Below are 25,369 nucleotides of genomic sequence, written 5' to 3' on the forward strand. Positions count from 1 at the left end.
GGTCACGCATGGGCGGTCGAGGCTGGGTCGATCAGAAGGCTGCGTCATGGCCTTTTGCGGGCGGCAAGGCAAGATGAAGTTGCGCGAAATATGGCGTAAATCCCTGCAACAAATGTACGCCTGCCAGTATGTAGGGGCCGGAACGGCTGCCTGCAACGAGCGCGTGAGCGGTAATTTCACCCGCAACCGAGACAACGCCGAGATAAAGAACCACCAGAACAAGCGCGCCGCGGACGAGCCCGAACCCGGCCCCGAGCAGGCGGTCTGTGCCGCCGACCAGCACACTACGCAGGCCGGTCGCAAAACGCTGGGCAATTGTCGAAAGCACCAGAACCAGCACGATAAAGGAGATGACATAGGCCAGAGCGCTCGCGGCGAGACCATCACTGAGGCGTTGGGAGAGCCAGGGCAAAATGAGCGGTGCGATCTGACTGGCCAGGATGAAAGCGCCCACCCAGGCGCCCAGGCTGAAGATTTCACGCGCGAAACCTCGCATGAAACCCCAGAGCGCCGAGAGCCCCATAATGCATAGGGCGAAAATGTCGGTTGTGTTTTCCATCAGGGCAGTTTGGTCGATGAGGGCCGCCAGAATCTGCGGCTTGTCTCAGGGCTGTGCGGGATGTCGCTGTTGATCTGAGTTAGAAGATTGCCCAGTTGAAGTCGATGGTCGATTTCACGCCAAACCTCGGCCCCGTCAATGTTGCGCGCTCCCCAGAGCCGCATCAATGCGTCGAGAAAGGCAGCGCTGTGGTCGAGAAGTTCGTCTTTCTGTTCGAGCATGTATAAACTGGTGCATCGCACGATTGCATGGGCGAGATCGCGCCTGAGCTGCTCGTCAGGGAGGTTGACGAGAGTCGGTGTCTTGACGGCAAGAGAAGAGCGCTTTTTGCGCCCCTTTCCCTTTTGAGGAGTGTCGTTCGTCGCAGCCCTACGATCAGGTTCGTCGCGGTAGGATTCTGCCAGTCGGTCGAGGATATGGGGTGGGACCATGCGCGCCTTCATACTCCAGCCATATGAAGTCGCCATGGCTGGCGTCAATCAAATGCCTGTTTGCGCCGCAAAAATCACGCAGATTAATCCTTAATGCGACACGGATTTGGAAAACACGTTAACGATCACCACCCCAAGGATGATGAAGCCAAGGCCAACCATCGCAGGGGCATCGAGTGCCTGTTTGAATTTGGCCCAGCTTATCGCCGAAATCAGCACAATCCCCACCCCCGACCAGATCGCATAAGCGACGCCCGTTGGCATCGTACGCAAGGTAAGCGATAGCGCGTAAAACGAAATGCAATAGCCGAGCGCGCTGAGAAGTCCGGGCATGGGACGCGTGAAGCTGTCTGACAGCTTTAGCATGGTCGTCGCGAAGACCTCGGAGCAGATGGCGATGAGGAGATAGAAATAGGTCATGGAGTGTCTCTTCAGGGCCGCGAAGGCGTCTTCGATGCCTTCACCGTGCGGCTGATTTCGTCAGATCAACCGCAGCTCTAACAAGACACTCAACACCTGTCACGCTACGACGCGCTCGTAGAGAAAATGAGCGCGTCTTAGCCGTAGAGGGAATTAGTGAAGCGATCAAAGGTCGCTCCACCTGCCTGCTATGTTTGGACCCTCAGACCTTTTCAGGTTCCTCCGCGGCGACGTAAAGCTTGTTGCCGCCACTCCTGAACGCCTCTTTCATCTGCTCCATGCCCTGCTCGCGCTCGGCATTGCGCCGTATGTCATGGCTGATTTTCATCGAGCAGAATTTCGGACCGCACATCGAGCAGAAATGTGCCGTCTTGTGAGCCTCTTTCGGCAAGGTCTCGTCATGGAAGCAGCGCGCAGTATCCGGGTCGAGGGCGAGATTGAACTGGTCCTGCCATCGGAATTCGAAGCGGGCGCGTGAAATGGCGTCGTCGCGAATTTGCGCTGCCGGATGACCCTTGGCGAGATCGGCAGCGTGAGCAGCAATCTTGTAGGTAATGACCCCGACTTTGACGTCAGAGCGATCGGGCAGACCGAGATGTTCTTTAGGCGTAACATAGCAAAGCATGGCGCAGCCGTACCAGCCGATCATCGCGGCGCCGATGCCCGAGGTAATGTGGTCGTAACCGGGGGCGATATCGGTGGTGAGCGGACCGAGCGTGTAGAAAGGGGCCTCGCCGCATTCGCGAAGCTGCTTGGTCATGTTGATCTTGATCTTGTGCATGGGCACGTGGCCCGGCCCCTCGATCATGACCTGGCAGCCCTTGGCCCAGGCAATGCGCGCCAGTTCGCCCAGCGTTTCCAGCTCGGCAAATTGTGCGGCATCGTTGGCGTCGGCGATAGAACCAGGCCGCAAACCGTCACCCAGCGAGAAGGAGATATCGTATCGGCGCATGATATCGCAGATTTCCTCGAAATGTTCGTAGAGGAAATTCTCGCGATGATGGGCAAGGCACCATGCCGCCATGATCGACCCGCCGCGAGAGACGATGCCGGTCGTACGACCTGCTGTCAGCGGCACATGGGCGATGCGCACGCCAGCATGGATGGTGAAGTAATCCACCCCCTGCTCCGCCTGTTCGATGAGCGTGTCGCGATAGATCTCCCAGGTGAGGTCTTCCGCAACGCCGTTCACTTTCTCCAGTGCCTGATAGAGCGGCACGGTGCCGATCGGCACGGGGGCGTTGCGCAAAATCCAGTCGCGGATGTTGTGAATGTTGCGCCCGGTCGAGAGATCCATGACCGTATCCGCACCCCAGCGGATCGACCAGACCATTTTCTCGACCTCCTCTGCGGCAGAAGACGTCACAGCTGAATTGCCGATATTGGCATTGATCTTGACCAGAAAATTGCGGCCGATGATCATCGGCTCAAGTTCGGGGTGATTGATATTCGCCGGAATGATGGCCCGGCCCGCGGCGATTTCGGAGCGCACGAATTCCGGCGTGATGAAGGTCGGGATCTCGGCGCCGAAATCCTCGCCATCGGCCCGTCGTCCATCTGCGCCTTCAACCTTGCTGGCGCGGCCCAGATTTTCGCGATGTGCGACGAAAATCATCTCTTCGGTAATGATTCCCGCACGAGCGAATTCATACTGTGTGACGTGGGTTGCCCCCGCGCCATCCAGAACCTTGTGCGGCGCTGGACATTGCGGCACAGCCTGTGCCGCGCTGGCAAAGCCGTTGTCCTCGGGCTTGATGGCCCGTGTCTCGCTCACGGCAGTCAGACCGCGCTTCGCAAGCCAGGATGTGCGCAGGGCGGGCAGACCGAGCGAAACGTCCGCGTGATAAGCCGGATTGGTATAGGGGCCGGAGGTGTCATAGACCCGAACCGGTGCTTCATTGGCACTCGGATCGAGATCGATTTCGCGAAACGGGACGGTGATATCGAGGTGATCGACAGGGTTTGAGAATATCTTGCGCGAGCCTGAAATCGGGCCTGTGGTCACCTTGCCATGGGCAGGGGCCTGGTCGCGCGCGGCGACTTTGGATTGGGTAGAAAGCGTTGAGTCGTCCATTTACTGTCCCCTTGCGGTGTGGGGTTATGTCCGACAGCGCAAGAGCAGGATGAACGGGTCGCGATAGAAGACTGGCCGCTCACACCAATCCCTACGCCGGTACGAACCGGATCAGGTTCTTCGCCCACATGCCGGGGCGAAAGGGTCGCTGCGCTGCGGTAAACCGCCAGCAGCCTCTCAGCCTCTTGTCGAGGCACCCCCTGGTATGGTTCGAAGTGTTGCGTTGTTAACGCGATCCTGTCAATCGAATAAGATTGCCTGCCTGTAAGGTGAGGCCTCTCCCCCAGTGCGGAGTGAGCCTCGGCTGCACGTCAGGCGCGCACCCGCGAGGCACGCGCGGTCATGGGTTTGAGCTGGCCGATTTCCTGATCGTGGCGGCTGAGGCCGGCGGGCGTGATATAGAAACGGCCATCCGCGCCCAAGGCGACGAAACCCATCGCCTGAAGCCGTTCGAGACAGGGTTGATCACGCAGCGCCTGTGGGCGCCCGATGCCTTCGCAAAGCAGCGCACGATGGAGCGTCGAGCGGCAGCAGGTCTCCAGATAGGGTTCATCCCACATGACGGCATCTCCACGACAAAAGGCAAGGCGGTGTCTTCACGACCGGGTGACCTCTTTCCATGAATGACGCCCGACCCGCAACCACTTAACGCTTGCGAGGTCGCGTTAACCGCCTTGACGCCGTAACGCGGCACAAATGAGCCTTCTCAGGTTGGGGGTTAGACCCGGCGCGGTGTCGGGGTATAGAACAGCCACGACGCTCTCACGCTCAGGATGACACATGGCCCTCTCTCCTTTTTCGCGCCTTGCGACGAAGCTCTTTCATGGTCTCGACCCCGAATCTGCTCACGAAGCGGCGATCGAGACGCTTGCGCTCGGCTTGGGACCGAATGCGCCGAAAGATGTGCCTGCGCTTAGTACGCGTTGCATGGGGCTGCGCTTCCCTAATCCCGTTGGCCTCGCTGCCGGTTTCGACAAGAATGCGCGCGCCCCGATGGCGCTGGCTCGAATGGGGTTCGGCCATGTAGAATGCGGGACCGTCACCCCTCGCCCTCAGGAAGGTAACCCAAAACCCCGACTGTTCCGCCTGACGGAAGACGCGGCCATTATCAACCGTATGGGTTTCAATGGCTGTGGGATCGAGAGCTTCACGCGGCGTCTGGAGCGTTTCAGAACTCTGCAGGCGGGGCGTAATGCCGTGCTCCGCAGCGTGCCGGTGGGGGCAAATCTCGGCATCAACAAGATCGATGCCCGCCCGCTTGAAGACTATCCCTATCTGGCCTCGCGCGTTGCCCCTCTGGCCGATTACATCACGATCAATCTCTCTTCGCCCAACACGCCGGGCCTGCGCGACCTGCAAAGTGCTTCGACGCTGGGTGACATTCTGCAGGCGATCACCCGGGCCAATGCCTCTCTGCCTCCTCTTCTCGTCAAGCTTGCGCCGGATCTCGACCCGGATGCGTTGCCTGACATTGTCGAGGCCGCGTCCGAAGGTGGTGCTGCGGGGCTGATCGTGAATAATACGACCATCAGCCGTCCACCCTCGCTGCGCTCGCCTCTGGTAACCGAGACCGGAGGCCTCTCCGGGCGTCCCCTCGCCCAGCTTTCGCTTCAGATGCTCAAACGCGTCGTTCCGCTCGTCAAGGGACGCATGGCCGTGATTTCCTGTGGGGGCATCGAAAGCGGTTTTGACGTTTTCGAACGTCTTCGGTCGGGCGCGGATATGGTGCAGATCTATAGTGCGCTTATCTATCATGGGCCGGCTCTGGTCACGCGCATCAAGAGCGAGCTGCTGCATGAGATCTACCGGGCCGGCTTTGACTCCGTAGACGACCTGAAATCTGCCGGTCGCTGAGCGTCCGGACAACGCATTGGAAAACTGCGGGTCGGGTAAATCGTTTTTGTTCCCGGATCCCAAATCATAAAGGAGGCGATCATCGGAATCTTAGCTTTGAAGAGGCAGTCAGCCCTGAAATATTTTTATGGGCTCTTCCTAGTCCTCGCCCTTTCGATATCGCCTCAAACGGTGTCCGCAGCGCCTGCCAACGCGCCGGATAGCGCGCTACTCGTACCTTCAGTGTCTGACGGTTATGGCTGGGCCACGGTTTCTGCCGCTCTCAATAAGCAGATCACCGCGTCGCAGAACCGGCTCAAATACATTTATGGACAACTCAACAGGACCGATATCGTTCTCGGCAGCGAGACGCTTTCCGATCTCTCCGATCAGATCGATAACATCACATCCGTTGCCCAGTCCATTCAGACACAGGCGGCGTCGTATCAAACGGTTTACGACAGCTATCTCGATATCGTCGGCGCGAAAACCGAGGGTGAGAGTGCTGCCATTGTCGCACAACGTGCGCATCTTCAGGCAGTACTTCAGGATATCAAATCGACCGTCACGCAGGGCAAACTCCTGGGCCTTCAGGCGAAGCAGGTTCAGCTTGAGGTGCAACGAAGGGGGGCGGTCAGCCAGAAAGAGCTGCTTTCGGAGCGGATCGCGTCGCCTTTGAGCCTCGGGTTCTGGCGCGATCTTGTGGATGAAGGCCCTGAACTCCGCCTTACCTTCGCGCCGCCCGTCAATAACGGCTTTGCAGGTGTGCTTTATAACTGGCCCTACATGCTCGGGACGCTCTGCGCCGTTTTTCTGTTGACCGCCCTGCTCTCGCGGCCGGTCTACGGGATGCTTCGTATGGCTGAAGGCAAGATCGTACGTAAATTCACCGGTGACTCGCTGCCGGAGACCCATCAATCCTTCATACCGGTCGCGCTGAGCGGGTTATTTTGCGGCGTGATCATGTTTCTGTTGTGGGAAATCATCTCGAGCATCCTCTCGCTCGACGCGGGGCGCAGCCCGGTTCTCGCACATGGTATCGCAGGGATTATGCCTCTTTGCGGTTTTATCCTTGGTGCGGGGCTCCCGGCTCTGAGCCGGGCAACAGCAATAGATGGAGCCTCGCAAGGCTCGGCCCGCGCTCTCTGGGGGGTCGATTGGTGCATCGCGATTTTCGTACTGCTCCAGACCCTGTTCATGATCATCGGGCAGGAAAATGCCTTCCCGGTAACAGCGCGTCGTCTCATCGAGGCCCTGTTCACGCTCGTTGTAACGTCGCTTTTCGTATGGATGTGTCGTCGCCTCACACGAAGCACCGATGCGCGCCTTGCGCCAGCAATTTACGGGATAGGTTGGCTAATTCTAGTCGTCACATGGTCTGCAATTGCGCTCGGCTTTCTGGCGTTCGCATTCGCTGTCGCCTTGTGGTCGGTTGCGATCTCGGTCAGCCTGGCGTCGCTCATGCTTCTCTCGATTGCCATGAAGGAATTCACGTCAAGGACATTCTCGGTCGGCTCGCTGATTTCCAAGCGCCTCTCCCGGCTCGGTGTTCACTCTAACCGCGTGGCGCAGTTCGGCGTACTGCTATCCGGCGTGGTGAATATCGGTCTGATCATTATTTTTGTCGCTATCTGCCTGTCTGAGGGAAGTCTCGACATTCCGGTGGTGGCTGACCGGGTTCAGAGCCTGTTCGTTGGTCAAACGATAAACGGCGTACAGTTTTCGCTGAATACGGCTGTCTATTGCATCGTTCTGATGATCGTCGCGTACTATGCAATTGGTGCTTTCACTAAGTGGCTCGAATCACGCCTGTTCCCCACGACCAATCTGGATATCGGTGCACGTACCTCTATCCTGAACATCTTCAATTATGTCGCATGGATCACTGTTCTGCTTCTGGTCCTTTCCGAAGCAGGCGTGACGGTCAAGAATCTTACCTGGGTTGTCAGTGCGCTGTCAGTGGGTATCGGTTTCGGCCTGCAGGCGATTGTGCAGAATTTTGTTTCTGGCGTGATCCTGCTTGCTGAGCGACCAATTCGTGTGGGCGATCTCATTGAGCTGGGCGGCATCAAGGGTGACGTCAAGCGTATCAGTGTGCGCTCGACAGAGATCGGCCTGGGTGATGGCTCGACCATGATCGTGCCGAACTCACAATTTATCACCTCGGCGGTCCGTAACGCCACGCTCGGCACCTCGCTGAGTGCCGCATCAGCGACCGTCACGATCTCGCCGAGAGCCGACGCGACGAAGGCACAGCTCGCCTTGATGGACATGATGACCAAGCGTGAGGATATCCTTCAGACCCCGCCACCAGGCGTGGCAATTTCGGCTATCACCGAAACAGGCATCACGCTGGCGCTGTCTGCAAAAGTGTCGTCAGTGCGTGACGTTGGCGGTGTGACCAATGCCATCATGCTGGACGCCTATCGCGTATTGCAGGAGGCAGGCCTCGAACTGGGCAAGCCTTGCTAAAATTCTGAACGCTGACACGTCCATCATCGAAAAAAGGGGTGAGAAGCTCGCGCTTCTTACCCCTTTTTCATCGTCCAACTCAGGAATGCAGTTTCAGGCGGCGTGATCGCGATCCATCAGGAAGCCGGTCACGAGCGATTTGAGCGGTGTCAGTCTCTCGGCAATCGCCAGCCCTGCCTTGCGAAGAGCCAGTGAGGGCCTTGCATCATGGGTGTAGAGCGATGCGATCCCGTTGGTCGCGGCAAAAAGAGGCGCCGTTGCGCGTCGATGACGCTTTTCAAAACTGCGCAGCACACTTGCCGCACCAGGATCGCCCTCACCCCGAGCGATTTCCTCACACAGAATCTCCTGCCCTCTCAGCCCCAGATTAAATCCGTGGGCAGTGATCGGGTGCATACCCACTGCCGCATCACCGATCAGCGCCAGGCGCGTGGTCTCGAAGCGATGGGCGAAGACGGTTTTCAGCGGGTACGTGCATCGCGCGCTCTCAAGGCTCATGCTGCCCAGTCTGCTTTGCGTGCGACGCGTGATGTCGGCATCAAACGCCGTTTTGTCCATCGTCTTGAGTATCGCAATTTCCTCAGGGTCAAGCGTCAACACGAGAGAGCAGAGATGCCCAGGCTGATCGTCATCGGCCACTGGAAGCAGGGCGATGGTCTGGCCCTCATCGAACCACTGAAGAGCGACACCGTCATGCGGTTCCGGGTGGCGCATGCGGCAGACGAGGATCTCCTTGCCGAAATCATGCACGATCGCCCCGATGCCGCGCATCTGGCGGATACGGGAAAAGCGGCCATCTGCGGCAACGAGCAGGCTGGAGCGGATCAGCCTGCCATCATCGAGAAGCGTGGTCGCTTCATTACGATTGCCCGAGCTGGCGACAACCCCGTTGCCCGCCAGAAGCGTGACGCCCCGTTTTTCACGAACGGTTTCATACAGGGCCGTGCGGATGAGATGGTTGGGCACGAGATAACCGAGCGCATCCGAGGCATCCTGAGGCGCCTTGAATAGCAGCGCTGCCGATTTGTTGCCTGACGCTTCCTGACCGGTTTCGATCCGTGCTGTCTTGAGAGGAGAAACGCACCCGGTTGGAATGTGGCGCCAGGCATCGTTCTGTTCCAGCCAGTCGCGAGAATGATGCGTCAGGGCAATCTCACGTCCGTCGAATGACGGAGAGGCGAGAACGGCCTCTGGCGCAGGGTCGATGACGGCCACTCGCCAGCCATTTTCTGCAAGGGAAAGGGCGCAGGCAAGACCTGCAGGTCCTGCACCCGCAATGGTAACGTCGTACTGGTCTGTCACTGATCTGCCCCGAATTTGACCGGCTCGCCCTTATAGAGACCCATAAAATCCTCGATATCGGGGCGTTTGCTGCCCTGAACCGGCTTGTCAGGGGTGCCGACGAAAAGGAAACCGGCAAGGCGCTGAGCATCGCTCAAGCCGAGCGCGTCGCGGAAACATGGCTGACCGGCGAAATCGCTCGATACCCAGAATCCGCCGAACCCCTCGGCATGCAGCGCATTGAGCACATTCATGGCGCCCGCGCCGACAGAGAGTTCCTGCTCCTGAATCGGAATTTTGCTTTCGGGATCGAGCGCCATGACGAGTGCGATGGTCATAGGCATTTCCGAGAAACGCTGACGGCGCTTTGCGATCTTCTTCTCGGGCACTTCCGGGTCGGCAGAAATCATGGCCTTGACGACCTGTTCGGCAAATTCGGCGCGATGCTTGCCCTTGATCACGATATAGCGCCACGGCCTTATTTTGCCGTGATCAGGCGCCCTCAGTCCCGCCGAAAGAATACGGGCGATCTGCGCCTTGTCTGGCGCAGGGGCGCTGAGATGATCGGTTGAGGCCCTGCTCAGCAGGACGTCAAGGGCGGAGGGAGATGGGTGCGCGCTGCTCATGGGCGATAGATGGCAAGTTCCCTTCCTCTCGCCAAGAGGCCATCGCGTAATCGCTCCGAATAGTTTATGGAAGAGAGCATGACAGACGCCCGACAGTCCCGCATTCACCGCAAGACCGGTGAGACCGATATCTCCGTTTCCATCAATCTGGATGGCAGCGGGCAAGCCGAACTCGATAGCGGGATCGGCTTTTTCGATCACATGCTGACCGCTCTGGCAAAGCATGCTGGATTCGATCTCGAAGTGCGCTGCCATGGTGACCTGCATGTCGATGGCCATCACACGGTCGAGGATATCGGTATTGCGCTAGGCAAGGCCTTTGCCCAGGCATTGGGTGACAAGCGTGGCATTACCCGTTTCGGCCATGCTCTCGTGCCCCTCGATGAGGCACTGTGCGAAGTCGTGGTTGATATTTCCGGGCGCCCCTATCTGGCATGGAATGTCAGCTTCGTGCGTGAGCGTATCGGCGAAATGGATACGGATCTCTTCGAGGAGTTCTATCGCGCTTTCGCCATGGCGTCGTCCATCGCGCTGCATGTCACCTGCAAGGCCGGTCGTAACGCGCATCACATCGCCGAAAGTGGCTTCAAGGCCTTTGCCCGCGCATTGCGCATGGCTGTCGCGCTCGATCCGCGTGTGGCGGGAAGCGTGCCTTCGACCAAGGGGGTTCTGTGAATTATTATCAGGCATACCGCACGCCGAATGATGTTGTCCCGGCTATGGTGCGTCAGGGATTTTACTGGCGCCTCATGATATTGGGGCCGATAGGTCTGCTGCTCACGCGGTGCTGGATCTCCTTTGCGCTGTCTGCCTGCCTCAATTTGATACTCGTTCACTTCGCCGGCCCCTATGGCTGGCTTGCGGCCTGGGGCGTCAATCTCGCTCTGGCTCTTTTCGGTGCGGAAGTGATTGGCTGGGAAAAAAGGCTGAAGGGCAGCGTCTCCGAAGGGCTTTGGCTCGGTCGTTCTGAAGCCGATGCTCAGCTGCGCTTCTCGGACAGGATGCAGGTCTCGTCATGAGAAAAATCGTCGTTATCGATTATGACGGTGGCAATCTTGCCTCCGCAGCGCAGACAGCGCGCCACGTCGTCGCCGAGAAAGGGCTCGCTGCGGAAGTCGTCATCAGTGGAGACCCTGAGGCGGTACTGGGTGCAGATCACATCATTCTTCCCGGTCAGGGCGCGTTTGCGCATTGCGCGTCTGGCCTTGACGGCGGTTTGCGCGAGGCGCTTGTCGAGGCGACGGACCGTGGTACGCCTTTTCTGGGTATCTGCGTCGGTATGCAGCTCATGGCCGAATGGGGGCTTGAACACGGGCGCACGCCGGGGCTGGGCTGGATAAAAGGCGAGATCTCAAGAATGGATTTCGCGCTGGAAGCTGGCCTGCGCTTGCCGCATATGGGATGGAACGTGCTCGAATTCGAGCCGGGAGCCCATCACCTGACGGCAGGGCTCGAAAAGGGTGACCACGGCTATTTCGTTCATTCCTACGCGCTGACGGGTTGGGACGAGTCCGATATCGTAGCGACTGCGGGATATGGTGGCGCCGTGCCCGCTATCGTGGCGCGCGGTAACCGCTGTGGCACGCAGTTTCACGTCGAGAAAAGCCAGAAAACCGGGTTGACGATCATGGCTAATTTTCTGAGCTGGACGCCGTGACACGCATCGCGGAGCGTCTCTCGCGCATCGATGATACCGATATGGCGGCGCTGTGCGAAATCACGACAGCGGCCATTATCGACGGAGGCGGTCTCGGTTGGCTGACGCCGCCCGGACGGGCCGTGCTTGAACGACATTTCAACGGGCTCTTGCTCGTGCCGGAAACCAGGTTCTTCGTCGTTCGCGACGAGAGTGGACAAATTCAGGGCTGTGCCCAGCTTTTGCGGCCTTCGCGCAATAACGAGGCCCAGGCTCAGACGGCGCAGATCCGGGGGTATTTCGTCGCGCCCTATATGCGCGGGCGCGGCCTTGGCTTCGTTCTGGCCGATGCCGTGATTGCAGCGGCACGCGCCATGGGCTGTCGCGTTTTGAACTGTGAAGTGCCGGAAACACAATCTTCGGCCCTGGCCATGTTCCGCTCGCTGGGTTTCGAGCATTGGGGCACACATCCCTATTACGCGCGTGGTCATGAAGGCACGATCAAGGGTCTATTCATGACCAAGATCCTTGATCAGGTTGGCGCAGCGGCGCGACACAAGAAAAACACTGAAAAGGAGAGCAGCGTGGCGACCACCGACGCAAAGCAGAACCGTCACCTGACCCTGTATCCCGCGATCGACCTCAAGGATGGCGCCTGCGTCCGCCTGCGTCGCGGTGAGATGGATGACGCGACAGTTTACTCGGACAATCCGGCCGCGCAGGCGCTCGAATTCGCTCGAGCTGGCTGTTCGCGCCTTCATGTGGTCGATCTCAACGGCGCCTTTGCCGGGCGCTCGGCAAATGGCGCGGCGGTCGAGGCCATTATCGCGGCGACCGATCTGCCGGTTCAGCTGGGCGGCGGCATCCGAGATATGGCCGGCATTGCGCGCTGGCTCGAAGCCGGGCTCGATCGCGTCATTCTCGGTTCCGTAGCCGTCAAGAACCCGGAGCTGGTGCGTGAGGCTTGCAGGGCCTTTCCCGGGCGCATCGTGGCGGGTATCGACGCGAGGCAGGGGCGTGTTGCGACAGAAGGCTGGGCGGAAGTTTCGGAGCTTAATGCGCGCGACCTGGCGCTGCGTATGCAGGATGTTGGCGTCGCTGCTGTGATTTTTACCGAGATTACACGCGATGGTATGCTCGAAGGGCTGGATCTCGATCAGACAGCCGATCTGGCGCGCAGGCTTTCCATTCCCGTTATCGCAAGCGGCGGTGTCGGTTCGGCGCAGCATCTGCGCGATTTCCGTCAGGTCGCACAGGATGTGCCGGGGCTTGAGGGGGTTATCGTTGGTCGTGCGCTTTATGACGGTCGTGTATCTCTGGCCGAAGCGCTTAGCATTCTTGAGGGGGCCTGATGCTCAAACTGAGAGTCATCCCCTGTCTGGACGTCAAGGACGGGCGCGTCGTCAAAGGGGTGAATTTCGTTTCGCTGCGTGACGCGGGCGATCCTGTCGAGCAGGCCATCGTGTACGACGCGGCTGGCGCGGACGAACTGACCTTTCTTGACATTACCGCGAGTGTTGAAAATCGCGACACCATCTATGACGTCGTGCGCCGTACGGCGGAACGGGTCTTCCTCCCGCTAACTGTGGGCGGTGGCGTTCGCGCGCCGGAAGATATGCGGCGCCTCCTGCTTGCTGGTGCTGACAAATGTGCGGTCAACTCTGCGGCAGTCGTCAATCCCGATCTGATCAACGAGTCAGCCAATCGTTTCGGTAGTCAATGTGTGGTGGTGGCCATCGACGCACGCTCAGACGGCAAGGGAGGCTGGGAAGTCTATACCAAGGGCGGCAGACAGCCGACCGGCATTGATGCGGTCGCTTGGGCGAAGGAAGCGCAGGCGCGTGGTGCTGGCGAAATTCTTCTGACCAGTATGGATCGCGATGGCACGGGCAAGGGTTTCGATCTTGATCTTCTGCGACGCGTCTGCGGCGAGATTACCATTCCCGTTGTTGCCTCGGGCGGTGTCGGCGCGCTCGAGCATTTTGTCGAGGGAGCAAAAGCGGGAGCCAGTGGGCTTCTGGCCGCCAGCGTCTTCCATTTCGGCACATTTGGTATAGCGGGCGTCAAGGCGGCGCTCGAGGATGCAGGCCTGCCGGTGCGGGCGGGCAACTGACGACACAAGCTTATTATTCGGAATTAGAGGCGGATTACGATCATGGCGCTGGCAACGAAACGCACGACACGCAAGACTGAGGGAGGCGCGGGCAAGAAAGGCGGCGCCAAGCGGTCGGAGACCAAGGCTGCCGCAGCGAAGAAATCGCCTGCAAAAAAGTCTCCGGGCAAGAAAGGCGCGGTCAAGCTTGAGGCTATCGAAAGCCATACGGTGGACGCCCAGGTGCTTGATCGCCTTTTTGAGACAGTGGAATCACGCCGTGGCACCAACCCTGCCTTGAGCCACTCTGCCCGTCTTCTCTCCCGCGGCCGGAAGAAGATTGCCCAGAAATTTGGTGAAGAAGCTGTCGAGTGCCTGATTGAGGCTGTCGCTGGCAAGCAGTCCGAACTGGTCAGCGAGAGCGCCGACGTGCTGTATCATCTGATTGTCATGTGGGTCGATGCGGGTGTGACCCCTCAGGAAGTCTGGCAGGAGCTGCGCCGCCGCGAGGCAATGAGTGGGGTGGAAGAAAAAGCCTCACGTCCGGCAGAAGAGGGGGCCTGAGCGATGACCGTTGACCTGCATCTACCCTACGACACGAGCAATATTTTCGCCAAGATCTTGCGCCGCGAGATTCCTGTTCAGATCGTTTACGAAGACGATTATGCCCTCGCCTTCCCTGATATAGCGCCTCAGGCCCCGATCCATGTACTGATCATCCCTAAGGGCGCCTATGTGTCCTCAGCCGATTTCGGGGCGTCCGCGAGTGACGCAGAAATTGCGGGTCTGGCAAGGGCGGTGACCAAGGTCGCTGAAAGTCTCGGCCTATCGCATTCGGGTTATCGCCTCATCACGAACACGGGCCCCGATGCCGGCCAGGAAGTGCCCCATTATCATGTGCACCTCCTGGCCGGTGCGAAGCTCAGTGGAAAACTAATTAAAAAAACTTCCGAATAAGCTCTTGCCGGGTGCTTATGAATATCATAGAACGCACCTCGCCTCGTCCCATTCGTCTAGAGGCCTAGGACACCGCCCTCTCACGGCGGCAACAGGGGTTCGAATCCCCTATGGGACGCCATTTGATTTTTCGCAGTTTTCTGCGGGATCCAATGGGTAAAGAGCAAAATCCTGATTTACCAGAGTGTTGATTTTGAGCCATTCCTGAGCCAATCAGGAAAATATGGCTCTTTGGTATCAGGGGCTTCGCATGAGCGAATCAGAAAGATCAGGCATCGATCCGGCCACAGGTAAACCACTGCCCAAGGGCGTATGGTACCGAGGCGCGGGTCAGTATCAGGCCCGCAAGATGGTCGATGGCAAACGCCTGAGAAAGACCTTCGCATCCTCAGCTCTGGCTCGTCGCTGGCTCACTGAAAAGCGCGCCGAGGTCGATCTCCGCCAGTTCAAGGACACGTCGTCCCTCGACAAGACACCTCTCAGAAGACTGGTGGAACGCTATCGCGACGAATGCATGGCCCATCGTCAGGCGGACCGCACTGGCCACATCCCTGCCCTGCTCGATGACCCTGTCGTCAATGTCATGGTGAGTAAATGGCAGCCCGCTGACGTTCGGGCCTTTCGTGATCGTATGCTTGCGGATGGCTATGCGCCAGCGACCGTGGTCAAGCGGCTCAATCTCCTCGCCAGCATCGTCCAGCACGCGATCAGTGAGTGGGATATCCATACGGTCAATCATGCCTCCGGCAGGGTTGTTAAACGGCCGCAAGGCGCTGACAGGAAGCGTAACAGGCGATTGGCCATGCTAGACAATGACAACAATCACCAGAGTGAGTATGACCGCCTAGTAGACGTTGTTTCGGCCTCTAAGCATGCTGACGATGTATGGCTTGTCAAATGGTCGATCGAACAAGCCTGTCGTTTATCTGAGTCCGTTTCTCTCTGCTGGAAAGACATCGATTTCCGTAGCCGCACGCTGTCGCTTACCCGAGTGAAGAGCGAGCGACACCGGGTGGAACTCGGCCCCGAGAAGCGTCCTCTTACGCCTGGTGCACGGCGCCTTCTCGTTGAGAAACTCAAGCAGATGCCTTACAGGCCTGAGCCACACGAGAAGATCTTCGATATCGGCAATGAGAAGGCGTTCTCCGTCCGCTTTGGCCGGATGACCAGGCGGGCAGGCCTGACCAACCTCACCTTTCATGATCTTCGCCATGAGGCGACATCGCGTCTCGCGCGCTATCTCGCGAACCCGCTTGATCTGATGCGGGTCACCGGACATCGCGATCTGAAATCGCTCGACCGTTACTACCAGCCCATAATGCAGGAACTTGCAGATAAGATTGAGGCTAATGAGCGGACATTTGTCGAACAGGCATGACCTCCTCCTCCATACCTACTTCCGATAATTTTGATTATCGGAAGTAGGTATGATGGGCGGAAAACGGCAGCGGATGGCCGGAAAGCCTGCCTCTGAGGCACGCTTTCGATGCGGCGCAGATCATCTCCCTGCCTATACGGCCGCGCTCAATGAAGGATGTCAGCTCTCGCCTCATGTCAGGCGTCGAAGTGGTGACGGTGGCTGCCCGAAAGCCGACATTGTCAGGCGAGCCACCATAGACCGCGATTGGGACAAACCTGTTATTCCGGCCCTGTTCGCCAAATGTCGGCTTCCCGACACGAACAGACATTTGCGTGCTCAGCCACATCGGCTCATTGCACGAGCGAGGCTGGGCCGTGAACGGTCTGGCGACTCTTTGGCGGAAGGATGGCGAAAGCGGCCGTTGCCCGCGCTGGAAGCAATTACCTGACCTTCTGCCAGCGAGCCGCGATACCCCGACATGACTCAGCTAAAGGGCGCGTAATCGGCGTTGCGTCCGGAGAGATCTGCCCACCCTACCTGACCCAAAGATGCCAAACCCGGATATCGCCGGGGGCTTTCCCGACGTGGCTGCCATGCACGTAGGTGAAGTAGCGGCCGTGATCCGAAATTGCGGCATCGGGCAGAGACGGTGCGCATCTGCCTGGTAGTGAAACAACCGCATACTCCGCCGGGGTTCTTTTTGAAGCCACGTCGAGATACGGATGGAGGTGGCTGGAGATCGTGGCCCCGTCCCGGACATAAGCCATCATCAAAGCTTCCCGGTTAGTCCACGCATAGTCGCCGGTTGAAAACCGAGCCAGACCGTCGTGACAATAAAGATCGACCGTCTTCCTGTTTGGGGTGTCGAGCAGCTTGCACTCGACGATTAGAGGAAAGAGATGTTGCCGGCCCGTGAGTGAAATTTGAATGTCGGGACGCATTTCAAAGCGCGTCGCATCGTAGTTCTTTGTTTCAGCCCCTCTGGAGACCGCACGGATCAGCAAACTCGCGACGGGATCAGCACCGACAAGATGGTTGAGTCGATCGACCATAAGACCAGTGACGTGCTTCTCGTCACCGGTTGCCACAGCGTGCGGCAGGTCGATCTTCAATTCGTTATAGGCGCGCTGAAGCAATGCAAGGATGATCTCGATGTGCAAGCTGTCGAGCGCGGGAAGCGGAAGTTCTTGTCCACGTGTCAGCTCGGAAAGATGATCGTGCCGGACGGCAAGGGCTAGGCTGCTCATGCCTTGAATAGTCCCGCACGTGACCATACGAGCCTCTGGGCGCACAAGCGAGCTTGGGTTTTGCTCCAGTAGCGGCCCTGTGCGAGCAGCATGAGGCACAGTTGCCTCGGCCCTTCATCGACCACGATCTCGGACGCGCCGACGCGATCAGCGACGATGGTCAGGTGGAGGTTGCTCTCGGTCAACACACCGCGCGGAAGCTCCCGCTCCCTTTTCCCGGCGACGCAAATATCAAGAGCACGCCAGGGAGAGGCGTTGAGGCCTTCGCGCAAAGAGACTTTGACTTTCCGGTCGAAGCGAGCGGCAAAGGCGCCGAGTTCGTCCTCAAGCGCCTCGCTGAACAGTGCGATCTGGGGCGGGGACGGCTCGGCCTCTGCCTTCTCGCGATGCTCCTTATAAGGCAGATGATATTCGAGCGTGTCGGCAATTACTGCGAGATCACGCTCACCCAGTCCGTAAAGCGTAGCCACCCAAGCGTCGATATCGGGCCATGCGCTCGCACCTTCGCCCTCGAGTTGCGCAAACAATCTGACGACGTCGTTGCGCTGATTTGCATCGAGATGCTCGAGAGGCAGGATCGCGACCTCTTCGAGAATAGCCTTCTCGACAACTTCGCGTTCGAATCCAAACTTTCCGCTGGTGACGAGCAGTATCCACAGCGTGATTTGGCTTCCCAGCACCAGTGCTAGATAACGGGTCAGTAATTCTCCGTTATCGGCGCAGGCCGCACTGAACCCGTACCAACTTTCATTGTAGACCAGCGGATCGTCACACACCGCCACGGCAAGGCGTTTGGTCAGGACGGGCGGTGATTGATGGATGAGAAGGACTGGTCCGTCATAAATTGCACTGTTTCGCACACGGTGCAGCCTATCGGCGGTGAAGGGTGGGAGCGTGGCGACATCGACGAGTGTCCCGACCCTCACGCTCGCATCTAGATTTGGTTGGCCCTGCAGATGGCGGGCATCCTGGCCAACGATCACACCATCGACCTTGCGACTGCTCGGTCGCAACTGCTGATAGCCATTACCGTGCGCCAGCCCGGCCTCGCCGAGCCCACGCCAATAGCGCCCGAGTCGAGTAAAGGCTCCGAGGCGCATGCGATCAATCAATGAGAGATCGGCTTCGGACCCCCGAAACAGGATCTTAAGCGTTTCGGGACGGCCGCGGACGTCGTCGGGCCGGACGATATGAGCGTTACCAGCATCGACCCGCATCATACCGGCGTCATTAAAGCCCAGTTCCAACCGCGGCGTGATCATTCGGAAGCCTGATGCGGCATGGGCCGGGCGATTGACAGCGAGCAGGATGCAGAATGGTGCCGCGATACTCGGCCAGACTCGCGACTGACGCACCTCGGATCCGTTGATGATAGACGTTACGTCGAGTGCATCGATGATGCTCTGCCGCGCCTGAGGCATACCGTCGCCTTGCTGGAAGAGCAGCCGGGCATGAAGTGCCAACACGATTTGCGCATCCGGTTTCGCCCACCGCATCGCGCGCCAGACGAACGGAAGGTCGAGTACGGCATTCGGGAGTGGAGGAGCGACCGCATCTTCTCCCAGTCTCTGACGCGCTATGGCATGAACCTCGCTCAGCACGTCCGACCAATGCTCCAGACCGGTCGCGCTGGACCATGGGGGGTTCCCGATGACGAGGTCATATCGACCGTCGTGCTCGGTGCCGATCAGTGGACCGAGGCTGCCGAGCGGCCTGGAGTCGGGCCGTTGGTCATCTTCCGCGCTGACCGGACGGAACAGCACCTTTCCGCGCAGGTCCGTAAAGTGGAGCTTGTCGACTGGTCGCGGATCCGGATCGAGCTCAATCGATAGAAGGTAGAGACCGAGTGCCGAAAAACGCAGTGCCGCCTCGTTGACGTCAAAGCCGCGGATTTGGCCGTACAGTATCTCGCGCAATTCGGGAGTTCCGGGGCGTTTGCCATCGACGCGCCAGCGCGCGGCAACGAGTTCGCGGAAGGATGCCAGCAGAAAGACACCCGCACCCGAGGCTGGGTCAAGAATGCGCGCGTGCGCGGGATCTCCGTTGACGGCCAATCCGCGGAAAGCGGCCGACACCATGAGATTAGCAATTGGATGTGGCGTGTAGAAACCACCCTCGACTTCCTGCTGGTCGGGCGCGTGCTTCCGCAAATAATATTCGTAGGCCTGACTCAGGACGCCGACCGGGATATGCGAGAAGTCGAGCTGTCCCCAATCTTCTTTCCATCCCAGCGCCAACTGTCCCCCGTCCGCGCGACGCAGGATGTTCCCAAGGACAAAGCAGGTTTGCGGCGTCAGTCGCGTGATCGCACCGCTGGAAAGAGGTAGCAGATCACCGTTGAAGGTCCGATCCAGCCAGCCGCACGACAGAGTGATGAGTTCCGGTCGGTCTAGAAGCTCGTACTCCGCCAGCGGAACCGCCGCGATCTCAGGGTTCTCGGCGAGGATCTCCGACGACGCGGGGAGCAAATTCCGATCGGCAAGAAACCGTAGGAAGAGCGCACGGCCGACGAGCGAGATGGCGTCTTCGCCGGTTAAACCGGCTTGTGTTATGAGCGCCGAGATCGCCTGATCCAGCAGTCGCAGGATGACACCGCTGATCCAGGTGCGATCCTGAAGCTTTGCACTAGGACGAAGATTCCCAAGTCGGGCGAAGGTCGACCAGCGTTCATCCGGTGTGCCGACCTTGATACGGACTTTCGACAACGGATGATTGTCGAGCGCAATTCGGAAGACGTCGAGCCGGCCGGGTTGGATCACGCCCAAGTAGGGGGCATCCCCTCGCATCGCCAGAATTCGCCGGACACGCTCGATGCGGCTCGGCTCCGCATCCAGGCGCGTGCCGTCGACCAAGTACATCAGCGGGGTCTCGCCCCACTCATAGACTGCCTCGACGAGACGCATGTCCGCGTCTGTGGCGCGCGCAGCGAGAATAGTAGTATATGCGAGGAGAGAGGGCGCCGCCTGGTCGAACAGGTGCAGATTGTCACCATCGGCACCGAACTCGGTCAGGTTGTCCATCAACGGGGTCATCGGCGCGACCATATGCAATTCGCGCCCGCGATCGCAGCCCGGATGCGTTTGCGATTCATTGCCCAAGATCCAGAGGAACTTGGCGGTCACCGCCAAAATGGCCCACCCGTGCCCCGCCGCGCGGTTTCTTTGCGCTGAGCTCTAGCCGCGAGATCACTGCGCGATAATCGAGGCTCTGCGCACTCATTTCGGCGACCAGCGCGGCAATGATCGCGAGCTTGTCGGGCACTTCGCCGAGCCGCGCATAGTTGGAAACAGAATTAGGGTTCATCTCAATAAGCTCGGCAAATTTCCTGATGCTCAGACCAGCCTTTGCCAGCTCACGCAAGAATGCGTCATAGCTCACCGCCCAAGCCTCGCCCACATATTTTAATGTATACTCTCACATTAAATCATGTGCGGCAACGCAAATTGGTACAAGCGCGCAACAGGGGCTCGATTGACGTTGGTGCAATCGACCGAGAGGCAGCTATCCGCGTGTCGATCAGCAGGCTGAATGACCGAGATTGAGGCGCGCTGCTGTAGAACCGCTCAATGCGATAGGGATGGCGGGTTCCCAGCAGAAGCGGCCATTAACGCGAGCGCAATGCAACGGCTCGAATTGGTCGGTATCTATCATGAGCGTGGACGCTGCAAATGGCAGCATTCAATCATTTTCATCCGACAACCGACATTCCGTTCCCCACCCCATCCCGGATGATGAGTTCCGGTATGTCTTCCTATGCGGTGACCTACTTCGGATAGCTTTAATTATCGGAAGTAGGTGTGATCGACCCAAATCCGCAGTGGACGGACAAAAAAGCGTGCCTTAGCGGGGCAGCTTCGATGCTGCGCTAATGATCCGTCTTCCCATACGGCTGCGCTCAAGGTCGGATGTCAGCTTCCGCCTACTTTTCTGCCGTTTAAACGGCCGATCTGGTTTCCTCGGAGCGGACATCAGCATCAGTCATCTTCTGCTTCATTCGCATGAATAAACGTGATACGTTTGTCCATACACATAAGGAGGCATAGTATTTCTGCCGTTACATTCCGGGTAGATGAGAAACTGAAGGCAGCTGCTGTTGAGAAGCTGTCTGTTCAAGGCATTTCGCTTTCTGACGCACTTCGCGATACCCTCACATATATTGCTGAAACGGGCCGCTCTCCGGTCAAGCGCACACTCGTCACAGACGAGGATGCGCAGCTTATCGAGATTGTGCGTGAACGTCTCAAAAACCGTGCCCGAAAGCATCGTATAACTTTTGCAGAGCTCAAGAGCCGTCATCACGAATGAAGGAGTATTGTCTTGAATTCGACGATAGAGCGCTCAGGGAGTGGGATGCTCTTGACGGCAGTGTGCGGAAGCAATTCGAAAAGAAGCTGGAAAAGCTGATCTGGCATCCTCACTCTCCAGGAAACGAGCTTCGCCGACTGCTCTACGTCGCGATCAGTCGAGCCAGCCGCAACTTGACCCTGGTGGTGTCGCGTTCCAATCCCGGTCCGATTATTGAGCTATGAGAAGAGCCTCAGAAGCGATTGAAATCCCGATCTTGGATCGCTCTCAGATCACTCTCAGCGACCGAGACGAACCTCTGTTGCTCCCGTGGCCGACTCAGGGCAACACGGGCGGATCCCTTTCATTTGAAAAAGTTACCGACTGGCGCGCCTTCATCGAAAATCTCGCTATTGACGCGCGTATTCCAGAGATCGTGCGAGCGAAGTATGCGCGTGCGCAAACCCTGTACCTGCTGGGCTGGGCCGACTTCAGTATCTTGAAGGCAGGTGAACTGGCTGCCCTGATAGCACTCGAACTCGCATTGGTGGATCGCTACGGCGGCCAGATCACGAAGAGTAAGCGGAGCTTCGCAGCTCTCCTCAAGTTCATGGTGGAATCGGACGGGCTGACCGACGATCGGATTCCGATGATCGTTCGATGCGGCGGAACGGCCGTGGGCCAATTAATCGGCGCTACACGTCCGACTCTGGCAGAGCGCCGAAACGCCCTTGCACACGGCGATCCGTTCGATGGGCTTCCTATCAGCGGGCTTCTTGAGCTCGTCAGAGACCTGATCAACTACTCGTACCGGCAATACCTCGCTGAGGCTGCTAGTCTCTCGCCTGCGTCGCATCCCGCCACTTTCAACGATATAGGGGCGAATTATGGAGAACTTTAACCTCGACGCACGGCAACTCGCTCGCATTGAGGCTGTTCATCGCGGCTTCCTCTACCAGCACCTTTACGTCGCGGCGTGCCTGTTCAAGGCCATGGCGTCGGGTGTGACACACGTCGTTGTGGAAAACGACGAAGATGTCGAGTTGGTGTTGCCGGGTCACCGGATCTACGCTCAGATCAAGACCCGCGGATCGCGTCTGATCTTCAGCGATGTTGAGGGCGCACTTGCACGGTTCGATCAAATCCGAGGCGAGCACAGCGCAGGCCGACGTAGCGGCACATGCCAGTTCGTCGTAATCGCGAACACGCCTCTTGGTCCTGAATTAGCCGAACGCGCTGCGAAGGCCAACTGGCCTCGCGACGTCACGCTTGTCTATCCGGGGTCGGGGACACCAGCGGCGGCGCTACCGAAGCCTTGGCCGAAGGTCGATGACGCCTTCGACGCGTGCCGAAGGGCAGCGGAATCGCTGCCGTTCGGGATCCTGGCTCCAGAGACTCTAGTCTGGAAGATCGCCGGTCGCGTCATGGCCGCATCAGCTGGCGTCGAGCCGAACCCGGGGCATACCTTCGTCGTCGACGAACTTCCCGCGCTATTTGAACAGTTCGTCGTTCAGCTCCAAGACGTTCCGGCTCCGCCACTACATTACCGACCACAGGAGAAGGAACCACCCTTGGTTACTGACCGGCGTGTAAGGCTCGTCGTCGGCTTTTCAGGGGCCGGCAAGACCTCCTGGGTTTCCCAGGCAGCACCCCACGCGAGCGACAGGCTGGCCTACTACGACGTCACGGACATCTCCGGTCCTACGCTGGCAAGCGCAGTCGCGCGCGAACTTGCGGCGCGGATGTTCGGATCGCGCGGCAAGCTCGGGGAGATACTCTTGCCCGGTGCGAGCGGAATAGAAATCCTCGTCGCGATCGGCCGCCATCTCGCCGAAGACGGTCTCACAGCGACCGTTGTATTGGACAATGCACACCGAGTACCCGCTGCCGATCTCGTGCCACTTGTCTGCGCGTCGCCTCAGCTACGCTTCCTGCTTCTCGCACAACCAAACGCATTGACAGCGCGCATTGAAGCCACCCTGGGTATCTCGGCCGAGCCTCTTCTTGGATGGTCGAACGAAACCGTAGCCGCAGAGGGCGTATCACTTGGGTGTCGCGGAGACTATGAGGATTACGAGCGTCTACTAAAGCTGACCGCCGGCCTTCCGCTCTACGTCCAAAACGCCCTTAAGATTGCGGCCGGATCGTACGATGGTGACATCGATCGACTCTGCACCGCACTGGAAGAGCGGACACACGTTGTTGAAACGGTGCAGGAACTCATCCTGGCCGACGTCTTCGAAACGTTCAACGACAATGAGCGCCGCGCGGTGGGCGCGCTCAGCCTCAGCGATGTCCCGCTTTCACAAGCCGAAGCCACCGCTGTTCTCAAGCGGACCTTCGACGTGGGGCCGGCCGCGGCAGCCGCAATCTTCCGGCGGCTCCGTGCGACTAGCTCGATTCAGATTTTCGGCGTTGATCGCTTCAAGGTTCACGACGCAATCCGTCCGCTCGGCCGCGCCTTCCTCGACGATTGCGGCGCTGACGCCCTGAAAGCCGCCCGAGAGGCAATTCGCGACCTAATGATGACTGCCCTGCCGTCGGATCACGATCGTCAGCGGGTCTTCCTGCTTCTGCGGATGTTCGTGGCACTTGGGAATGTGAAGCCGCTGGTGCAGATGGCAACCGACGAACTGTTTCATGAACTCGGCTACATGGAGGAGATTTCAGCTTTTTTGGTCGAAGCCTCTGCATCAGAGTCAATCGCTCCAGAGGATCGGTTCTGGGCCCTAGACGGGCTGGTTTTCGCGCACTTCAAGGAAGGCAATGACACCGATATCCGCAGCAAGCTTGATCACATGGACGCGCTTATCCGAGATAATGACCTCGGCCTGACAGAACGCTTAGCCGTCGGCATGAAGCGGATGATCTTCGCCGCGCTCAACAAGGATGCTGCGACGGTGAAGAAGACCATGGCCGAGCTAAGTCGTATCCTGCCGCAAACCCCTCAACACCTTCGCGTTGCGACATATAACTATGCACATGCGCTTTTCGAACTCGGAATAATGGACGAGTGTATCACCAGCACGCTCGACCTGATCGTTGATTACTATGACGAGCTTGGCCTCCGGCTGTCCGACGTGATGGGGAATAATCCGGATAAGATTTGGCCGCTCCTGAAAGGCGACAACGACCATACCGGCGATCTCAAACATCTCGCCGATGCGCTCGATCTGCAATCGAAGGCCCTCAAGGCGATGGGAGGTAACCCGGGGCTAGCGCCAATCCATGCGATGAAATTCTACTCAATGGCCCACTCGCTTGATTCATTCGTCAAGGTGGGCCAGGAGCTCGTTGACGACTTCATCGGACGTAACGACTATATCGGCGCGCGCGATGTCATCGAGACTAACCTCATGCCGACGATTACGGGGCTGAAGCTCGCGGGTCGCATCATCCCCGTGCGCAGCCAGTATGCTGTCGTCCTCGCATACTGCGGGGCCTTCGATGCCGCCGATGCCGAGATGGCGCGCTTGGCGCCTTACGCGGACGGCTTGGAACCCCGAGGGCAGGCGGAACTGCGAAATCAGCGGGCTCTGATCGCTCACTTGCGGGAGAACCCGCCGCCGCCACAATGGCAGATGCCAGCTAAACTCGGCGCCCCGGCGTGGTAGCTCGCGACAGCAAGTGGTGCTAAGACGCGATCCACCGCCGCAGATAGAAATCAGTCTCTTTACGGCTTTTGCACTGGTACGTCTTGCGGATCATCTTCCGCAGCGTCTCCCCATTCGGGCCGTGCCGTTCCTCGCCTTTGGCGAGGTCCACCGCCGCCAACTTTTTGTCGGTGAATCCCCCGATGGGCATGGGATTGACGGTCCAAATCTCGGTGAGACTGGCGACCGCACCGTTCGAAAACGGTATGCGCTTCAGTATTCTCGGAAGCTGGCCATCAAGCCCGTAAAGCCAGGCCGCGGCGATCTTCGTGCTGATTTGGACGTTGATCAGCGGCTTTCGCCTATAGAACGTGATGTCGGCGGGCTGGCCTGAGGACGACAGCATCGTGAGGTTACGGGTCAGCATCCCCTCGCGAGACCCGAGATGCTGCTCCAGTCGTTTGATCGCTTCTTGAGTGGTGATGTCTTGCGTCATGGGCGCTC

Annotated in this window: 24 protein-coding genes, 1 tRNA gene and 1 pseudogene; 15 read left to right on the forward strand and 11 right to left on the reverse strand. The window is 58.7% G+C overall.

Features of this window, described 5'->3' with window-relative positions; translation table 11 throughout:
- Positions 1 to 31: 31 nt before the first annotated feature.
- From ABHV46_RS00805 to ABHV46_RS00825, 5 genes are all read right to left on the reverse strand, one after another.
- Positions 32 to 559: a CvpA family protein gene (locus tag ABHV46_RS00805; protein WP_438382306.1), complete on the reverse strand. Its 528-nt coding sequence runs from the start codon at positions 557 to 559 to the stop codon at positions 32 to 34.
- A complete protein-coding gene (locus ABHV46_RS00810) occupies positions 559 to 990 on the reverse strand; it encodes a hypothetical protein (RefSeq protein ID WP_438382307.1) in 432 nt (143 codons plus the stop codon). Before ABHV46_RS00810 ends, ABHV46_RS00805 begins: the two co-directional genes overlap by 1 nt.
- Positions 991 to 1,080: 90 nt before the next feature.
- Positions 1,081 to 1,410: a DMT family transporter gene (locus ABHV46_RS00815; RefSeq protein WP_336945334.1), complete on the reverse strand. Its 330-nt coding sequence runs from the start codon at positions 1,408 to 1,410 to the stop codon at positions 1,081 to 1,083.
- A 202-nt stretch (positions 1,411 to 1,612) separates the two neighbouring features.
- The gene (gene thiC, locus ABHV46_RS00820; protein WP_438382308.1) at positions 1,613 to 3,484 is read right to left on the reverse strand and encodes a phosphomethylpyrimidine synthase ThiC; all 1,872 of its coding nucleotides are present in this window, start codon (positions 3,482 to 3,484) and stop codon (positions 1,613 to 1,615) included.
- A 311-nt stretch (positions 3,485 to 3,795) separates the two neighbouring features.
- Positions 3,796 to 4,044 (reverse strand): hypothetical protein, encoded by a 249-nt coding sequence (locus tag ABHV46_RS00825; RefSeq protein WP_336945332.1) that lies wholly within the window; start codon positions 4,042 to 4,044, stop codon positions 3,796 to 3,798.
- A 220-nt stretch (positions 4,045 to 4,264) separates the two neighbouring features.
- Here ABHV46_RS00825 and ABHV46_RS00830 point away from each other — a divergent pair, with 220 nt between their 5' ends.
- On the forward strand, positions 4,265 to 5,338 hold the full coding sequence (locus ABHV46_RS00830) for a quinone-dependent dihydroorotate dehydrogenase (RefSeq protein WP_438382309.1): 1,074 nt from the start codon (positions 4,265 to 4,267) through the stop codon (positions 5,336 to 5,338).
- Between the two features lie 171 nt (positions 5,339 to 5,509).
- Positions 5,510 to 7,789, forward strand: a complete 2,280-nt coding sequence (locus ABHV46_RS00835; protein WP_438382310.1) for a mechanosensitive ion channel domain-containing protein — start codon at positions 5,510 to 5,512, stop codon at positions 7,787 to 7,789.
- Positions 7,790 to 7,882: 93 nt separating this feature from the next.
- On the opposite strand, the gene ubiM is transcribed toward ABHV46_RS00835, so the two are convergent.
- Positions 7,883 to 9,091, reverse strand: coding sequence for a 5-demethoxyubiquinol-8 5-hydroxylase UbiM (gene ubiM, locus ABHV46_RS00840; RefSeq protein WP_438382311.1), 1,209 nt, complete (start codon positions 9,089 to 9,091; stop codon positions 7,883 to 7,885).
- Positions 9,088 to 9,696 (reverse strand): nitroreductase family protein, encoded by a 609-nt coding sequence (locus ABHV46_RS00845; RefSeq protein ID WP_438382312.1) that lies wholly within the window; start codon positions 9,694 to 9,696, stop codon positions 9,088 to 9,090. The genes ubiM and ABHV46_RS00845 overlap by 4 nt, the downstream gene beginning before the upstream one ends.
- Positions 9,697 to 9,774: 78 nt before the next feature.
- On the opposite strand from ABHV46_RS00845, the gene hisB reads away from it, so the two are divergent.
- The 9 genes from hisB (at position 9,775) to ABHV46_RS00890 (ending at position 15,759) form a co-directional block, all read left to right on the forward strand.
- The gene (gene hisB / locus ABHV46_RS00850) at positions 9,775 to 10,371 is read left to right on the forward strand and encodes an imidazoleglycerol-phosphate dehydratase HisB (protein WP_336945325.1); all 597 of its coding nucleotides are present in this window, start codon (positions 9,775 to 9,777) and stop codon (positions 10,369 to 10,371) included.
- The gene (locus tag ABHV46_RS00855) at positions 10,368 to 10,715 is read left to right on the forward strand and encodes a hypothetical protein (protein WP_438382313.1); all 348 of its coding nucleotides are present in this window, start codon (positions 10,368 to 10,370) and stop codon (positions 10,713 to 10,715) included. The genes hisB and ABHV46_RS00855 overlap by 4 nt, the downstream gene beginning before the upstream one ends.
- On the forward strand, positions 10,712 to 11,353 hold the full coding sequence (gene hisH, locus ABHV46_RS00860; RefSeq protein WP_438382314.1) for an imidazole glycerol phosphate synthase subunit HisH: 642 nt from the start codon (positions 10,712 to 10,714) through the stop codon (positions 11,351 to 11,353). The genes ABHV46_RS00855 and hisH overlap by 4 nt, the downstream gene beginning before the upstream one ends.
- A 41-nt stretch (positions 11,354 to 11,394) precedes the next feature.
- Positions 11,395 to 12,684, forward strand: a complete 1,290-nt coding sequence (gene hisA / locus ABHV46_RS00865; protein WP_336945703.1) for a 1-(5-phosphoribosyl)-5-[(5-phosphoribosylamino)methylideneamino]imidazole-4-carboxamide isomerase — start codon at positions 11,395 to 11,397, stop codon at positions 12,682 to 12,684.
- Complete coding sequence (gene hisF, locus ABHV46_RS00870) at positions 12,684 to 13,445, forward strand: imidazole glycerol phosphate synthase subunit HisF (RefSeq protein WP_438382315.1); 762 nt, start codon at positions 12,684 to 12,686, stop codon at positions 13,443 to 13,445. Before hisA ends, hisF begins: the two co-directional genes overlap by 1 nt.
- A 42-nt stretch (positions 13,446 to 13,487) precedes the next feature.
- A complete protein-coding gene (locus ABHV46_RS00875) occupies positions 13,488 to 13,988 on the forward strand; it encodes a phosphoribosyl-ATP diphosphatase (protein ID WP_336945321.1) in 501 nt (166 codons plus the stop codon).
- Between the two features lie 3 nt (positions 13,989 to 13,991).
- Positions 13,992 to 14,381: a histidine triad nucleotide-binding protein gene (locus ABHV46_RS00880; protein ID WP_336945319.1), complete on the forward strand. Its 390-nt coding sequence runs from the start codon at positions 13,992 to 13,994 to the stop codon at positions 14,379 to 14,381.
- A gap of 45 nt (positions 14,382 to 14,426) precedes the next feature.
- Positions 14,427 to 14,502, forward strand: a tRNA-Glu gene (locus ABHV46_RS00885).
- A 129-nt stretch (positions 14,503 to 14,631) separates the two neighbouring features.
- Complete coding sequence (locus ABHV46_RS00890; protein ID WP_438382316.1) at positions 14,632 to 15,759, forward strand: tyrosine-type recombinase/integrase; 1,128 nt, start codon at positions 14,632 to 14,634, stop codon at positions 15,757 to 15,759.
- A 515-nt stretch (positions 15,760 to 16,274) separates the two neighbouring features.
- Here the strand turns inward: ABHV46_RS00890 and ABHV46_RS00895 are convergent.
- Genes ABHV46_RS00895 through ABHV46_RS00905 form a run of 3 tightly spaced genes read right to left on the reverse strand, consistent with a single transcriptional unit; the run spans position 16,275 to position 20,366 of the window.
- The gene (locus ABHV46_RS00895; RefSeq protein ID WP_438382317.1) at positions 16,275 to 16,988 is read right to left on the reverse strand and encodes a hypothetical protein; all 714 of its coding nucleotides are present in this window, start codon (positions 16,986 to 16,988) and stop codon (positions 16,275 to 16,277) included.
- Complete coding sequence (locus tag ABHV46_RS00900) at positions 16,985 to 20,110, reverse strand: HsdM family class I SAM-dependent methyltransferase (protein WP_438384483.1); 3,126 nt, start codon at positions 20,108 to 20,110, stop codon at positions 16,985 to 16,987. Before ABHV46_RS00900 ends, ABHV46_RS00895 begins: the two co-directional genes overlap by 4 nt.
- On the reverse strand, positions 20,076 to 20,366 hold the full coding sequence (locus ABHV46_RS00905) for a hypothetical protein (RefSeq protein WP_438382318.1): 291 nt from the start codon (positions 20,364 to 20,366) through the stop codon (positions 20,076 to 20,078). Before ABHV46_RS00905 ends, ABHV46_RS00900 begins: the two co-directional genes overlap by 35 nt.
- A gap of 666 nt (positions 20,367 to 21,032) precedes the next feature.
- Between ABHV46_RS00905 and ABHV46_RS00910 the strand changes: the two genes are divergently transcribed.
- The 4 genes and pseudogenes from ABHV46_RS00910 to ABHV46_RS00925 all read left to right on the forward strand — a co-directional run bounded on the left by ABHV46_RS00910 (position 21,033) and on the right by ABHV46_RS00925 (position 24,886).
- Positions 21,033 to 21,293 (forward strand): type II toxin-antitoxin system RelB/DinJ family antitoxin, encoded by a 261-nt coding sequence (locus ABHV46_RS00910; protein WP_438384485.1) that lies wholly within the window; start codon positions 21,033 to 21,035, stop codon positions 21,291 to 21,293.
- Positions 21,290 to 21,430: pseudogene (locus tag ABHV46_RS00915) on the forward strand (type II toxin-antitoxin system RelE family toxin); the annotation flags it as partial. The gene ABHV46_RS00910 and the pseudogene ABHV46_RS00915, both read left to right, overlap by 4 nt.
- Positions 21,431 to 21,549: 119 nt before the next feature.
- Entirely contained in the window at positions 21,550 to 22,173 is a 624-nt protein-coding gene (locus tag ABHV46_RS00920) for a hypothetical protein (protein ID WP_438382319.1), read from the forward strand.
- Positions 22,160 to 24,886: an ATP-binding protein gene (locus tag ABHV46_RS00925; RefSeq protein ID WP_438382320.1), complete on the forward strand. Its 2,727-nt coding sequence runs from the start codon at positions 22,160 to 22,162 to the stop codon at positions 24,884 to 24,886. The genes ABHV46_RS00920 and ABHV46_RS00925 overlap by 14 nt, the downstream gene beginning before the upstream one ends.
- A 19-nt stretch (positions 24,887 to 24,905) precedes the next feature.
- Here ABHV46_RS00925 and ABHV46_RS00930 read toward each other — a convergent pair whose 3' ends face one another.
- The gene (locus tag ABHV46_RS00930) at positions 24,906 to 25,361 is read right to left on the reverse strand and encodes a hypothetical protein (protein WP_438382321.1); all 456 of its coding nucleotides are present in this window, start codon (positions 25,359 to 25,361) and stop codon (positions 24,906 to 24,908) included.
- Between the last annotated feature and the right edge of the window lie 8 nt (positions 25,362 to 25,369).

Origin of the sequence: Asaia sp. BMEF1 (genome assembly GCF_051628905.1) — a bacterium.
In the GTDB taxonomy this organism is placed as follows: domain Bacteria; phylum Pseudomonadota; class Alphaproteobacteria; order Acetobacterales; family Acetobacteraceae; genus Asaia.

What these genes read in the sequence shown, in the direction of transcription:
- ABHV46_RS00925 (WP_438382320.1), top strand. Translation starts at nt 22,160, where the DNA reads ATGGAGAACTTTAACCTCGACGCACGGCAACTCGCTCGCATTGAGGCT.
- thiC (WP_438382308.1), bottom strand. Translation starts at nt 3,484, where the DNA reads ATGGACGACTCAACGCTTTCTACCCAATCCAAAGTCGCCGCGCGCGAC.
- ABHV46_RS00825 (WP_336945332.1), bottom strand. Translation starts at nt 4,044, where the DNA reads ATGTGGGATGAACCCTATCTGGAGACCTGCTGCCGCTCGACGCTCCAT.
- ABHV46_RS00805 (WP_438382306.1), bottom strand. Translation starts at nt 559, where the DNA reads ATGGAAAACACAACCGACATTTTCGCCCTATGCATTATGGGGCTCTCG.
- ABHV46_RS00815 (WP_336945334.1), bottom strand. Translation starts at nt 1,410, where the DNA reads ATGACCTATTTCTATCTCCTCATCGCCATCTGCTCCGAGGTCTTCGCG.
- hisH (WP_438382314.1), top strand. Translation starts at nt 10,712, where the DNA reads ATGAGAAAAATCGTCGTTATCGATTATGACGGTGGCAATCTTGCCTCC.
- hisF (WP_438382315.1), top strand. Translation starts at nt 12,684, where the DNA reads ATGCTCAAACTGAGAGTCATCCCCTGTCTGGACGTCAAGGACGGGCGC.
- ABHV46_RS00895 (WP_438382317.1), bottom strand. Translation starts at nt 16,988, where the DNA reads ATGAGCAGCCTAGCCCTTGCCGTCCGGCACGATCATCTTTCCGAGCTG.
- ABHV46_RS00810 (WP_438382307.1), bottom strand. Translation starts at nt 990, where the DNA reads ATGGTCCCACCCCATATCCTCGACCGACTGGCAGAATCCTACCGCGAC.
- ABHV46_RS00930 (WP_438382321.1), bottom strand. Translation starts at nt 25,361, where the DNA reads ATGACGCAAGACATCACCACTCAAGAAGCGATCAAACGACTGGAGCAG.
- ABHV46_RS00845 (WP_438382312.1), bottom strand. Translation starts at nt 9,696, where the DNA reads ATGAGCAGCGCGCACCCATCTCCCTCCGCCCTTGACGTCCTGCTGAGC.
- ABHV46_RS00875 (WP_336945321.1), top strand. Translation starts at nt 13,488, where the DNA reads ATGGCGCTGGCAACGAAACGCACGACACGCAAGACTGAGGGAGGCGCG.
- ABHV46_RS00890 (WP_438382316.1), top strand. Translation starts at nt 14,632, where the DNA reads ATGAGCGAATCAGAAAGATCAGGCATCGATCCGGCCACAGGTAAACCA.
- ABHV46_RS00830 (WP_438382309.1), top strand. Translation starts at nt 4,265, where the DNA reads ATGGCCCTCTCTCCTTTTTCGCGCCTTGCGACGAAGCTCTTTCATGGT.
- hisB (WP_336945325.1), top strand. Translation starts at nt 9,775, where the DNA reads ATGACAGACGCCCGACAGTCCCGCATTCACCGCAAGACCGGTGAGACC.
- ABHV46_RS00880 (WP_336945319.1), top strand. Translation starts at nt 13,992, where the DNA reads ATGACCGTTGACCTGCATCTACCCTACGACACGAGCAATATTTTCGCC.
- hisA (WP_336945703.1), top strand. Translation starts at nt 11,395, where the DNA reads ATGGCGGCGCTGTGCGAAATCACGACAGCGGCCATTATCGACGGAGGC.